Source organism: uncultured Paraglaciecola sp., from assembly GCF_913020055.1.
Taxonomy (GTDB): domain Bacteria; phylum Pseudomonadota; class Gammaproteobacteria; order Enterobacterales; family Alteromonadaceae; genus Paraglaciecola.
Genome location: NZ_CAJWCF010000056.1, coordinates 1 through 12,956, shown reverse-complemented (window position 1 = coordinate 12,956; position 12,956 = coordinate 1). Strand labels below are relative to the sequence as shown.

Sequence of the window (12,956 nt, the reverse complement as noted above, 5' to 3'; positions counted from 1 at the left end):
TAGTTTGATTGAAGCCCGCGTATAGTGGGCTTTTTTGTGGATTTTTTTTATTTATTGGAGTTATTGTATGCACACACCCATTACAGCTTTTTATGCGGGATTGTTGGGGATTTTATTTTTCTATTTTTCTGTTCTGGTTGTTAAAGGCCGGTTTAGTAAAAAGATATCCCTTGGTGATGGAGGCGACCATCACTTCCAACAGGTAATCCGTGCCCATGGAAATTTTAGCGAATATACACCTATTGTGCTCATCTTGCTTTTTGTTGCCGAAGTAAACCTAAGTAATTCTATTATTTTACATCTGGCGGGTACAGCGTTGTTATCTGGCCGTTTTCTTCATGCCTTTGGTTTAAGACGTCATTCGGGTTCGAGTTGGCAGAGGATATCTGGCATGTTGCTGACATTTGCCTCATTGCTAACCTTGTCAGTGATGAATATTTTAGTTTTATACCGCTAAATTATTCGATTACTAAATGTAAAAAACGGCGCTCACTAGGCGCCGTTTTTGTTTACACATAAAACAGGGAGAGTTGTTTAAAGCTTATTCGTTATTTTCAATGAGCTTACTACCTATCTCTATTTTTCTTGGCTTTTTCGACTCTGGCACCACACGTTCTAAATCAACATGTAATAAACCATTTTCTAAGTCAGCTGCTAGTACTTTAACGTGGTCTCCTAGTTGGAATTTACGTTCAAAGCTGCGCTCTGATATGCCTTTGTGTAGAAATTTACGCTCTTCCTTAGTGGAAGCTTCTTTGCTGTCTTTTGCTGCTTTAGTGCCAATCACCTGTAAGGTGTTTTCTTGCACTTCTATGCTAACTTCATCTTTAGCAAATCCAGCAATAGCCATAGTAATTCGGTATTTATCCTCGGCTAACAATTCAATATTGTAGGGAGGGTAAGAAGATTGTTTTTCGTTTCTTGATGCAGTGTCCATCATTGATGCCAAGTGGTCAAAACCAATGAAAGAACGGTAAAGTGGAGATAGATCGATGTTACGCATTGTGTATATCCTCGTAAATTAAGCAATATAAAATTTAATGTGTCCCGAATATTCGGCGACGTTTTTGGTATAGATTTCCTATCACCAAACCCAGTATGGGATGTGTTATCTAATGTTAGTTAACACGTCAGAAACAAGTCCTGTGTTTCTGTGTCAACCCTTTCGGCGTCGACAGGATATATATGTAGATTACATAGTGCTTTTCAATGACAAGGTCTAAATTAATTTTATTTAATTGTCTAACTTATTGAATTATATAGAAAATAAGTCTTTATTTATTTTAATGCTTTTTCAACTGCAGCCAGTGCATGGATAACAGTAGTGTCATAAAGTGTGCTTTTTGTATGACTTTTCTCCACCAATAAACCTATCTCTGTACAGCCTAAAATGATCCCTTGTGCGCCTCGTTGGGTCAAATTTTGGATTATTTCCACATACTGTTCGCGAGATGAATCGTCTACTATGCCTAAACATAACTCTTGGTATATAACACTGTGGATAATCTCTTGCTCATCGTCAGTGGGAACCAACACGTTAATTGAAAATTTATCGGTTAACCTGTCTTTATAGAAGCCCTGTTGCATAGTGAACTTAGTACCGAGCAGCCCTATAGTGTTTAAGTTATCGGATACAAGTTGTGCACCAGTCGCATCAGCAATATGCAGTAAAGGAATCTTCACAGCGTCAGACACTTGTGATGCCACTTTATGCATAGTGTTGGTGCAGATTAGAAAAAAATCAGCACCTGCCGCTTCAAGTGACTTAGCTGCAGTGGATAAAATATCCGCGGTTTTTTGCCAATTACCTTGATGTTGCAAAGCTTCTATTTCTGCGAAGTCGACACTGACCAAAACAAGTTTTGCAGAATGCAATCCACCTAACTGTTGTTTAATACTTTGGTTGATTAACTGATAATAACTCGCTGTAGACTCCCAACTCATGCCACCTATTAGGCCAATTGTTTGCATATATGTGTTCCAAGTTATTTAGCCAAGTTTTATCAATATCATACTGAAAAGACAAAAAAAAGCCCGCAAGAAAGCGAGCATAAACACACATGAGAACTACCTACTTTTACTTTTGAACAAATATAAAAGATCACAATAATGTTTTAATTTCAGTGAGTAATAAGCTTTTCATATATTTGTGTGGCATTCCTTTTACACGCAGTTTACCTATATATTTGGATATCTTGGGTGAAGTTGTCCTTCTCCTATTTCTAAGTAACTTTTTAAACTATCGGCTTAAAAAACTGCCTATTTGCAATTACAGTGTTGATAAAAGTCGCCTTTCTAAAGCTCTTTTATGTGTTTAGTCACAGCAGATTGGCTGATATCAAAAGGCGCTGATAGATCGGCAATAGACAGCTCTTTGTCTGTCTATTTTAGCAGCGGGTTATCTTGTCAATATTTTAAACGGACTTAGGAAAACGAAAAACCCAGCATTTGCTGGGTTTTGTATTTATCCATATCTTGTTTTACGTTCGCAGCTCAGGCAGCGCCCGCTAAAAACTATATTGTGCACCAACCGAAAAGGTGCGGGTTTTGTTAGGGCGAGCACCATAAGGCTGTCTGCTTACAATATCTTGTTCGTCAGTTAAGTTTTCGATGCGAGCGAATAGTTTTAGCGCATCGGATACTTGGTAATTACCACTTATATCCACAGTAAAGCTACCATCGGTTTGCTCAAACGCTGCGCAAGACGCTTTTACGCATACTGCGTCAACATACACACCATTGACGTAAGCAGACCAATTATTACCTTCTAAGCCTAGTGATATTTGCCCTTGGTTTTCTGGAATATAAGGGATTGAATCACCCGCGCTCACATCACCAAAAAAAGCAGTGTCGGCGATGTCTGTATCAAATTCACTGTCAATATAGGTATAAGTGATATTAAAGGGAACGCTGATACCATTAAATTCAGTCAGTTCTGTTTTTAGAACAAATTCAATACCTTGTACTGTTGCCGCGTCACCATTAAAGGCGTCACCAATTTCACAATCACTGCCTGAAGAAGCGGTACACTCACCTAATAAATTGTCATAGTCGCTTAAGAAATAAATGGCTTCGGCATTAAATGTGTTATTGGCAAAACGAAAACCAAATTCGTAGTTAATTGCTTCTTCTTCTCTTACCCCAGATGAGTTGCTAGGGGCAGTAAATCCTTTATGCGCACCGGCTACTAAAGTGAAATTTTCGTCAATTTTATATAGGGCACCGAAACCCGGTAGTATGACCTGCGTATCGTTTTCGCGATCATCGCGAAACGTTCGGGCTTCACCATCGTTGAAACGTGTACGTTTTTGTTCAATATCTTCGAAGCGTATACCAGGCGTTAATACCCAGTCGCCAAATTCGATTCGATCATAGATATGTAGTGCTAATGCTTGTGCTTCTTGTACACGATTTCCAGCATTACCTAATTCACCCAAGTCATTGAGTTGCAATTTCCCGTTAACTTGCTGATAGGTGCTGTTACGTTGTAAACGGTCTTCTTCATCTTCGTGCACTCTTAAGCCTACTTCCAATTGGTGTTTAACCTCACCAATTGTTTTGTCCCAGTAAAGGCCAAATTGCACACCGCGAGAGAAATATTCACGAGCATTAGAGCGTATTTGGATACTACCTTGGGCAGTATCAATATCGCCATCTAGAATACCTTGGAGTTGCTCAGCACTGAGGCCGTTGAGGCCTTCATTATTATTCAGTGCGGATATGACATTTGACCAACTACTACGAGAAAAATCTTGAGCGTTATCACTGCCGTCCACATCAATGCCTTCCGTTTTAAACCAATTACGTTCATGTTGGTTGTTGTAGGCTGTTGCTGTGAAATTAAAGTCATCACTAATTTTGTAGCCATAACGAAGAATAACTTGGCTATGTTCGGTGCTGATGTTATCAAGTTCAGACAAACCGTAACGTCTTGTACTGTTCTGGCTAAAATCGTTATCGGTTAAGCCTAAATAACTTTGTTCAGAGTCTTGATCCGTCATTTGCAATTTTAACTCAACACTGTGAGCAGAATCACTAGGTGCATAGGCAAACTTAGCGGTTAAGTCAGTTACATTTAATCCTGTGTTTGTATCGCTACGGTCAATATCTTGAAACCCGTCAGACTGCCATTGATGTGCTTCAACCAGATAACCAAAGCCATTGTCGAGTTTATCGCCAACGTTTGCGTGTAAGCGATAGGTAGCATCTTGCGCTGCTTCTAATGTAACTTGTCCACTTTGGGTGTCTGGAATAGGTGTAGACACCATATTCAAAGCCCCACCTATAGTGTAAGGCCCTTGAGTAATTGCGGCCGGACCTTTGACTACTTCAACTGCACTCATTCGACCCATAGTAGGAAAATAATAGGCTGAAGGTGCAGAGTAGGGTGCTGGAGCAATTAAAATATTATCTTCAAGTAGGGTTATTCTACCGCTACGTTCTGTCGCTACACCACGAATACTAATATTAGGGCGCAAGCCATAACCGTCTTCTACTTGTACTGACACACCTGGAATTTGACGGATGACTCTTTGAATATCGCTATAGTCAAACTTAGCCAGTTGTTCTTCACCGATATATTGTGCAGCGCCTGTGGCTGCTTGTGCACCTGTTGAGCTGCCGTAAATAGTGACGGTTTCGTCTGCTGCTTTTGGGGAATGTGCAATGGCACTATTTGCAAAGATGGCAAGGGCAATAGTGGAGGCAAGAATACTCTTTTTCATTTATTAACTACCTATAGATCCGTCAAGGATAAAACATTAAATGGAATTTTATTTTATGGGGGTATGATAATTAAAGAAAAATCTTAATGCAAATGATTCTTAATAAGAATTACTATTGGTGGTGGTGGTGTTTTAAATATTAATGGATAAAAAAAACCGACAAAATTGTCGGTTTTTATTTTTAAAGTAACAAGTATTTAGCTAATGTTACTTGTTGGTAGCCACTTTCAAGTAGTGGTTAAAGTCAGCTTGATTCGCTTCTTTTAACAATAAGCACTGTTTGGCAGAGTAGCTAGCTATATCATAACTGCGCGCCATGCCCTCGTAATTTGCTTTCTTATTTGCATAAAAACTTTCGGCAAGCTGAATATTGCTTGCATCACAAGAGGTTGAAAAGTACTCAGGCATTCTAGCCATATGATAGGCCGGCATTTTTTTAGACAATGCATCAAAGTTTTTATCTAACCAAGCATAAAACATTGTTTGATCATCTAAGCCTCTAATAGCGTAATACACCTGAGTAATTGTATTGGCAGGACTGACATGATCTGTCAAAGCAAAGTCTAGTGTTTTTGCGATATCTTGTTCATCAGTGAAAATCATCGCACGGCTGACTGTGCCACGAATATTCGCATCTGTATGAGTGATGTAAAAGTCTTTTAATTTAGTAAACCAATCTTGCTCACTAAAACGCGACATGTTTTTCAATGCTCTAGTGGCAATGCTTCTTGGAACACTAGTGGGATCAGCTAAATATCTATTGGCTAACTCAGAGCTGACTTTTTCAACTTGAGGAGTATTGGCGTAGCGGCTTAACAAACCGTAAACCGAACCACGTAAACGTGTTGTATCTGTTGAATCAGTAGGTTTATCATCCACTCCTAAACGTTCAAACCAAGGAGAAAGCTTTTTAGCTACAAACTGGCCAAACATGACTTCATTTTCTTTGTTTACTAAATACAGGAATTCATTCATAGTGCTAACGACAGCTCGACCAATCATTGGATTCTCGTCGTCAACTAAGACATTCATCACAGCCATCATTTCACCTAGCTCAATTTCACCCGCTGAGAACAATGCTTCTGTATTGTACAGTAGTGATTTTTTCTCTCGTGCGTTTAAAATCGATATATCGGCTAAGAGGGCAGACAATTGTTCGGTTGATACTTTCCAGCGCATGTAACCCATAGCGTTTTCATTAGGGAAAATCCAATCAGCTTCGGCAAGTTCACTAGCCATTGTTTTGGCTGAACTTAAGAACATATTAGAACGAGATATTTTGCCGTTTTTCTTATAACTAATCGCAAGTGGCACAATCCAAGTTTGTTCTTCTACTTCTGCACCCTTCAGGTGATAACGGGATTGGCTAACCTCACCATTTGCAGCAAATTCTACTAACGGATAGCTAGGTTGCTCTAAATACGTTTTCATCATGGCAGGTACATCAAAATCGGCTACAGTAGACAAAACCTTCCATAAATCGTCGGCCTGAGCATTGCTAAATGCGTTATTTTTCATATATGTCTGAACGCCTTTTTGAAAGGCCTCTACACCCACCATGGATTCAATCAGTTGTAAGATGGACTCGCCTTTACTGTAATTTAGACCTAGGCCATCCATTACATCAGTTTGAGACTTCACCACTTTTTTAACCGGTTTGACTGTTGGGCTGGCATCCGCACCAAAGGCACCTTCTTGGACTAACCGGCCTTTAAAATTTTGTTCGGGGTACAAGTCCATCATCACTTTACTGGCCATCCATGAAGCGAAAGCTTCGTTTAGCCATAAGTCATCCCACCAAGCCATAGTGACTAAATTTCCATACCACATATGGGCTAATTCATGGGCAATCACGTTTAATGTGCTGCTTTGTTCGGCTAAGCGAGGTTCGTCTTCAAGTAACAACAAACTACTACGATAGGTCACAAGGCCAACGTTTTCCATAGCGCCAAATGTGAAATTCGCCACAGCGACAAAATCAAGTTTTTCGTAAGGATAAGAAGAGCCAAAATAGTTTTCTAGGTTTTGTAATATTCCCGCTGTGTGTTTGGCAGCAAATTTTGTTCTGTGTGCTTGGCCTTTAGGCGTGTATATTTTTCCTGGCACACTTAAATTAGGAATGTCATAAGAGTCCAATTCTCCCACCGCTAAGGCGACTAAATAAGTAGGCATAGGTTTTGTCTTATTAAACTCTACTGTTTGCCAACCGTTTTTAACGCTGCGTTTTTTAACTAAGGTATTAGATAAAACAGTGTGTTTTTCCGGGGACGTAATGGTCAATTGATAAGGGATTTTAAACCCTGGCTCATCAAAACTAGGAAAAGCACGACGAGCGTACATATCTTCAAATTGGGTAAACACATAGTTAAGCCCTTCAAACTTTGACAAATACATGCCGTCTGAAGACGTATTGAATTTCCCATCAAATACTATGTGTAAGGTATAACGATTGGCTGCAATATTGCCGCTGGCTTTAGCATGCTGTATTTCGTAATCATGAGAGCTAACAGTAAGCGGAATACGGCTATCCCCATTGGTTAAATAAGCTTGTTGAATATTCAGACCTTTTTGGTAAAACCCAATGATGTTTGTGGTTTTTGTAACATCTATATTGATACTTGTTTGGCCACTGAATGTTGGGCTATCTGGATCAACTTTTAGCGATATCTGTTGAAAGCTAGGTTTAATAAATGTGGATAATCGGTAGGCTGTTTCTTTGGCATAGCTGTTGACTGAAATTGTCATACTGAGCAAAAGCCATGAACATAAATGTTTAAGCTGCATAATGTTTCCCTGAAATATTTTTATAGTGAGTGCAGTAATTTTAATGCACGCACCCTAAATAGATTTCTGAAAAAAGCAACAATGAAATGGTTAACAAATGTGTACAGAACATTATTTATGAGGAGAGAATATTAGATAAAGTTAGCTGAAGGTTTTCCTTTTCCATTTACGTTTTTTTGGATGTTAGTCTAATTTATTGATCGGACGCTTTAGGCAGCATATGCTGATTTTTGCATTTAAAAACACAGCATACATAATTACGGGGTTAAACATGCCGCAGCACAAACTACTATTCTTAACACTTATTTTATTATTTTTGACTTCCACACTCGATGCTAAAGAGAATGACAAATTAGGAAAATTTAATATACAGAAAGACCTATTACTTGCTCAATTCGACAGTAAAACCGACGTTGACGACATCCACTCAATTGCCGCAACTGCGACCATGCTTGCCGATAAAAGATTTCAGAAGGTAAACTTTTATGCTGTTGCAGGTGCTTACGGTGATCAAGAGGGATTATATGTACCTGCTCCTAAACTGTTTGATTTGTCCTTTGGCCAAAGATGGGTTAACGCGCATACAGACTACGATGAGGCGCTTAAATTTGTTATCAGTAAAGTCGCAGAAACGTTAGAGCAGTCAGGTACTATCTGGATTGCCGAAGCTGGGCAGTCAAACTTTACCGCAGATGTTATTAGAGCGATAAAACAGCAACATCCTCAAGTCGATACAAAAACAAGGATACAGGTAGTACAACATAGTGATTGGAATGAAGGCTCAACCAACCCAGTAGACTTGGCTTATACCAAACAAAATTCGGGTTATCATAAAATTCCTGATGGTAACGGCAAAAATAATGGTACACCTGGGTTTAAGTCACATCAAATGCCAGATTGGCGCACCTATATTAAAGAGCCTCGACTGGTTTCTATTTGGGAGCTCGCTATTGTCATCGCCAATAAATATAACGGTGAGGATAAACGTTACAATAATCCAGCTATCGCTGATGGCGGGATAGATTTTTCTGACGTAGCGGAAGCATCTTGGATATTTGGTTTTGAAACACTGAATGATGAAACTGCATTTTTTAAAGAATTTGCGCAAAATTAATTAATACTCGTGCTTAGAAATTCCCTTGAAAAGTACAATTTGAAGAGTGTTATTGATGGTCTAGCAAAGTATACAAACCTAGGCGCTGCAATACGCCTAGGTTTGAACTAGATTAAGCTTTTGTAGGGAACTGATAATCCTCTAAGGTTTTTCTCAAAGCCAGTTTATTCAGTTTGCCTGTCGCCGTATGCGGCAATTCTTCGACAAACACCACATCATCTGGCATAGATATCTTGTGTAGTTTGTTTTGTAAAAACTCTAACATTTGTTCGGTTGATACATCTGTACCAGCCTGACGAACTACTACTAATAACGGTCGCTCTGTCCATTTTGGATGATAGCGGCCTATAGCTGCTGCTTCTGCTACATCTGGGTGACTCACCGCGGCATTTTCAATTTCTATCGAGCTGACCCACTCACCACCGGTTTTAATCACATCTTTGGTGCGATCGGTAATTTGCATAAAACCTTGTGGGTTAATCGTGGCGACATCGCCCGTATCAAACCAGCCAAGTTCATCCACAGGACACCCTTCTGAGCCAGGCACTTGAGACAAACCATAATAACCACTGGAAACCCAAGGTCCACGAACTTTAAGCGCACCAAAGGCCACGCCATCCCAAGGTAATTCCTGATTGTTTTCATCTACAATGCGCATTTCAATGCCAAATACGCCTCGGCCTTGCAGACATTGTAAATCTATTAATTCTTCTTCAGATAAATCTTCCATGCCGGATTTTTTGCAAAAAATCGTACCAAGAGGGCTGGTTTCTGTCATGCCCCAACCTTGGACCACTTCAACGTTATGTTGCTGTTTAAAGCGCTCGATTATCGTTCTTGGGCATGCAGCACCACCAACACTTACACGGTTAAGAGTAGGGATGGTCTTACCTGTTTTATCTAAGTAGTCTAATAAACCAAGCCAAATAGTAGGTACGCCAGAACTAAATGTGACTTTTTCGCTTTCAATTAAATTTTGTAGCGCTTCTCCGTCTGCCATTTTTGGACCAGGCATTACCATTTTTGTGCCTACCATCAAAGAGGCATAGGGCGCACCCCAAGCATTAACATGAAACATAGGTACGATTGGCAATGTTGTCTCTTTGTAAGACGCGGCGACCACATCAGGCATACTGCCGCCAAATGCATGCAGAAGGGTTGACCTGTGGCTATACACCACCCCTTTAGGATTACCTGTTGTACCAGATGTGTAACACATGGCGCTTGCGGTATTTTCATCAAATTCAGGCCACTCAAATGAAGTGGATTGTTTGCTTAAAAGCGTTTCGTAACACATTACATTAGGTAAGGATGTTTCTGGCATGTGGGCTTCATCGGTTAAGATGATATAACCCTCTACTTTGGGTAGATGATCTTTTAAGGCTTCTAATAAAGGCACAACCAACAAATCCACAAAGATAAATCTGTCTTCAGCGTGATTGATAATGTAATTCACTTGCTCGGGGAATAATTTAGGGTTGATGGTATGACATACCATGCCACTTCCCGACACCCCATAATACAGTTCAAGATGGCGATAATCGTTCCACGCTAAGGTGCCAATGCGATCACCAAATTTAGCACCAAGTTCGGCTAAAGCGTTTGCTAGCTGACGGCTACGGTTAGCAAAATCTTTGTAGGTATGTCTATGTCTTGGGTTATCAGCTGTGACTGAAACAATTTCCGTATCTGGAAAATTCTTGTCTGCATGTCGTAGTATTGAAGAAATCATCAATTGAGAGTTCATCATCAAAGCTTGCATATTCTTTCCTTTAAATTAACTGTGTCTTTTGTTCTTTATTCTATGTGATTTATTTTTACCAAGCCGTTACGCCGCCATCAAGGGCGATGGTTTGTCCGGTCATATATGAATTACCCGGAGACAAAATCAATAACATGGCATTCACCACTTCTTGTGGCTTGGATAGACGTTTCATAGGTGTACCGCGAGCCAATTGTGCTTGACCTTCTTCTGAAGCAAACTCACCTAAAATAGCGGTTGGGCTGTAAAAAGGGCAAATCGCATTGCAGCGCACGCCTTTTCTAGCATATTCCACAGCGGCTGTTCTGGTTAAACCTACTACTGCGTGTTTAGCTGCTGCATAGGCTCCACCTTTTGGTGCACCACCTAAACCCGCTAAAGAACTAATGTTCAGAACATGGCCTTCGCCTTGTTTTAACATGGCCTCAATTTGGTATTTCATACCAAACAGTACGCCGTTGACGTTGACATTAAATTGGCTGTGCATAGTGTCTTCAGTCAATTTATGCAGGGGAGTCATTTCGTGAGCAATGCCCGCATTGTTGACTCCAATGTCTACACGACCAAATTTTTCTAGAGCGCTGTCTACCATGTTTTTGCAGTCTTGTTCTTTGGACACATCACATAACATTGAAATTGCGCTGTTTTGGTCTGGTAACGAGGAAAGGGTCTCATCCAAGTTTTGTTGATTGATATCACTAATCACCAATTTACATCCGCGCTTGGCCAGTCCTTGTGCTAACAAACGACCAAAACCGCCTCCCGCACCGGTAATTAAGGCTACTTTTCCGGTAAAATCTAATAACTCATCCATCAAATTGTTCCTGTTCTTGTATAACTAAAAATTTAAAGTGGGTTGGCATTTATAAAGGTTAATAAAACTTCGGCGAGTTGTTCGCCTTGATCTTCTTGTAAAAAATGCCCGCCTTGTTGAATAGTGGTATGCGCCTGACCTTGGCAGCCAGGTATCAGTTTGTGCATAATCTTGTCACCACCTGCTGTAACCGGATCTGAATCGCTAAATGCGGTGATAAATGGTTTATTAAATTGTTGCAGTGATTGCCAAGCTAACCTATTTGCTTGGCTGGCTGGATTATCTGGTGTTGTTGGCACAAGCAGTGGAAACTGTCTTACCCCTGCTTTGTAGGTTTCATCAGGAAAAGGTGCATCATAAGCGGCCAACACTTCTGGGCTCAGAGGCGTAACGGTGGCACCTTTAATAATGCCAGCTACATGGAATACTTCTACTTCTTGAGAAAAGGTTTGCCACTTTAAGAACGCTTCACTGGCAGCATGATCACCAGTAGGCAACATCGTATTGGCGGCTAAAACCCGTGCAAATAAATCCGCATGCTCAGCAACTAATCGTAAGCCCAATAACCCGCCCCAATCTTGGCAAACTAAGGTAATGTCCTTTAGATCTAATTGGATAATTACTTGGCGTACCCAATCAAGATGTCGTTGAAAGGTATAATCACTGCGCTCAGTAGGTTTGTCGGATTTACCAAAGCCAATTAAATCAGGTGCGATGACTCTATAACCCGCTGCGACAACTGGGTCTATCATCTTACGATATAAGAATGACCAACTTGGTTCACCATGCAGCATTATTACAACATTGGCCTCTTTTGGGCCTTCATCTACATAATGAAGTTTTAGCGAACCGCCTTCATTATCATCTACTTGCAAAAAATGAGGAGAGTAATGAAAGTCTGTTATTTGTTCAAAACAGTGTTCAGGGGTGGTTAAATACTGCAAAGCTCGTCTCTCAATGTAATTTTTTTGTAAAATAATTGTGGGGTAGAACATCAAAAGTGCCATGAAAAGTCAACTTGCTCAGACTAATGCAGAATTATCCATTTAGTGAATAGACTCAGAGTTAAAAGTGCCGACACCAATAAACCTTGTTTATTCTGTAGTATAAAACCAATAAATTAGAATGATTGGGAAGGGTAGCCTAGTATCCGCTGATAAATATTAAGCTGGTAAGAGGTCTATATGAGTCAAGTTGAATCACAAGCCGTTGTTTATGAACTAATTGAAACCCCGTCTGCAAATAAAATTGCAGCTTTATGGATGCAAAATCCTCCGGTTAATGCATTGTCTAAATCAGTGCGTGTCGGACTTATCGAACACTTAAATACGGCATTTGCTGACGACTCGGTCGAAGTGATCGTTATTTCGTCAAAACAAAACTTGTTCTCTGGCGGAGCTGATATTAGCGAGTTCTCTGGCGGTGACCTAGAGCCTAACTTACCTGCAGTATTAGATGTTATTGAAAACGCACCTAAGCCAGTTGTCGCGGTTTTAAACGGACCTGCATTTGGTGGTGGTTTAGAAGTCGCTTTGTCTTGTCATTATCGTGTCACATTTGCATCGAATAAAGTGGGCTTGCCAGAAGTGAACCTAGGTATTTTACCTGGAGCGGGTGGCACCCAGCGTTTACCTAGATTAGCCGGTGTGCAACAAGCACTAGACATGATTGTTTCTGGCCGACCTGTTGCGGCTAAGAAGTTACCTGGTGTGTTTGACGTTATCGTTGATAGCCCTGAAACGTTGCTTAGCAGTGCGC

The 12,956-nt window shown here is 40.4% G+C and carries 10 protein-coding genes; 3 read left to right on the top strand and 7 right to left on the bottom strand.

Annotated features, from left to right (window positions below; translation table 11 throughout):
- The first annotated feature begins 67 nt into the window (after window positions 1-67).
- Window positions 68-457: an MAPEG family protein gene (locus QZ488_RS12975; RefSeq protein WP_293749335.1), complete on the top strand. Its 390-nt coding sequence runs from the start codon at window positions 68-70 to the stop codon at window positions 455-457.
- An 84-nt stretch (window positions 458-541) separates the two neighbouring features.
- Here QZ488_RS12975 and QZ488_RS12970 read toward each other — a convergent pair whose 3' ends face one another.
- The 4 genes from QZ488_RS12970 to QZ488_RS12955 form a co-directional block, all read right to left on the bottom strand.
- Window positions 542-1,003 carry an Hsp20 family protein gene (locus QZ488_RS12970; RefSeq protein ID WP_293749333.1) on the bottom strand — a complete coding sequence of 154 codons (462 nt, stop codon included), beginning with the start codon at window positions 1,001-1,003 and terminating at the stop codon, window positions 542-544.
- Between the two features lie 275 nt (window positions 1,004-1,278).
- Window positions 1,279-1,971: an aspartate/glutamate racemase family protein gene (locus QZ488_RS12965; protein WP_293749331.1), complete on the bottom strand. Its 693-nt coding sequence runs from the start codon at window positions 1,969-1,971 to the stop codon at window positions 1,279-1,281.
- A 536-nt stretch (window positions 1,972-2,507) separates the two neighbouring features.
- Window positions 2,508-4,724 (bottom strand): TonB-dependent receptor, encoded by a 2,217-nt coding sequence (locus tag QZ488_RS12960; protein ID WP_293749329.1) that lies wholly within the window; start codon window positions 4,722-4,724, stop codon window positions 2,508-2,510.
- A 207-nt stretch (window positions 4,725-4,931) separates the two neighbouring features.
- Entirely contained in the window at window positions 4,932-7,508 is a 2,577-nt protein-coding gene (locus QZ488_RS12955) for a M1 family metallopeptidase (protein WP_293749327.1), read from the bottom strand.
- 271 nt (window positions 7,509-7,779) lie between these two features.
- Here QZ488_RS12955 and QZ488_RS12950 point away from each other — a divergent pair, with 271 nt between their 5' ends.
- Complete coding sequence (locus QZ488_RS12950; protein ID WP_293749325.1) at window positions 7,780-8,622, top strand: hypothetical protein; 843 nt, start codon at window positions 7,780-7,782, stop codon at window positions 8,620-8,622.
- 112 nt (window positions 8,623-8,734) lie between these two features.
- On the opposite strand, the gene QZ488_RS12945 is transcribed toward QZ488_RS12950, so the two are convergent.
- From QZ488_RS12945 to QZ488_RS12935, 3 genes are read right to left on the bottom strand one after another with little or no spacing between them, the layout of a single operon-like run.
- Window positions 8,735-10,384 carry a long-chain-fatty-acid--CoA ligase gene (locus QZ488_RS12945; RefSeq protein ID WP_293749323.1) on the bottom strand — a complete coding sequence of 550 codons (1,650 nt, stop codon included), beginning with the start codon at window positions 10,382-10,384 and terminating at the stop codon, window positions 8,735-8,737.
- 55 nt (window positions 10,385-10,439) lie between these two features.
- Window positions 10,440-11,198 carry an SDR family oxidoreductase gene (locus QZ488_RS12940; RefSeq protein WP_293749321.1) on the bottom strand — a complete coding sequence of 253 codons (759 nt, stop codon included), beginning with the start codon at window positions 11,196-11,198 and terminating at the stop codon, window positions 10,440-10,442.
- Window positions 11,199-11,230: 32 nt separating this feature from the next.
- Window positions 11,231-12,142, bottom strand: coding sequence for a haloalkane dehalogenase (locus QZ488_RS12935; protein ID WP_293749319.1), 912 nt, complete (start codon window positions 12,140-12,142; stop codon window positions 11,231-11,233).
- A gap of 240 nt (window positions 12,143-12,382) precedes the next feature.
- On the opposite strand from QZ488_RS12935, the gene QZ488_RS12930 reads away from it, so the two are divergent.
- Window positions 12,383-12,956 (top strand): enoyl-CoA hydratase-related protein (locus tag QZ488_RS12930; RefSeq protein WP_293749317.1); only part of this gene is annotated, 574 nt, incomplete at its 3' end.

What these genes read in the sequence shown, in the direction of transcription:
- QZ488_RS12975 (WP_293749335.1), top strand. Translation starts at nt 68, where the DNA reads ATGCACACACCCATTACAGCTTTTTATGCGGGATTGTTGGGGATTTTA.
- QZ488_RS12970 (WP_293749333.1), bottom strand. Translation starts at nt 1,003, where the DNA reads ATGCGTAACATCGATCTATCTCCACTTTACCGTTCTTTCATTGGTTTT.
- QZ488_RS12965 (WP_293749331.1), bottom strand. Translation starts at nt 1,971, where the DNA reads ATGCAAACAATTGGCCTAATAGGTGGCATGAGTTGGGAGTCTACAGCG.
- QZ488_RS12960 (WP_293749329.1), bottom strand. Translation starts at nt 4,724, where the DNA reads ATGAAAAAGAGTATTCTTGCCTCCACTATTGCCCTTGCCATCTTTGCA.
- QZ488_RS12955 (WP_293749327.1), bottom strand. Translation starts at nt 7,508, where the DNA reads ATGCAGCTTAAACATTTATGTTCATGGCTTTTGCTCAGTATGACAATT.
- QZ488_RS12950 (WP_293749325.1), top strand. Translation starts at nt 7,780, where the DNA reads ATGCCGCAGCACAAACTACTATTCTTAACACTTATTTTATTATTTTTG.
- QZ488_RS12945 (WP_293749323.1), bottom strand. Translation starts at nt 10,384, where the DNA reads ATGCAAGCTTTGATGATGAACTCTCAATTGATGATTTCTTCAATACTA.
- QZ488_RS12940 (WP_293749321.1), bottom strand. Translation starts at nt 11,198, where the DNA reads ATGGATGAGTTATTAGATTTTACCGGAAAAGTAGCCTTAATTACCGGT.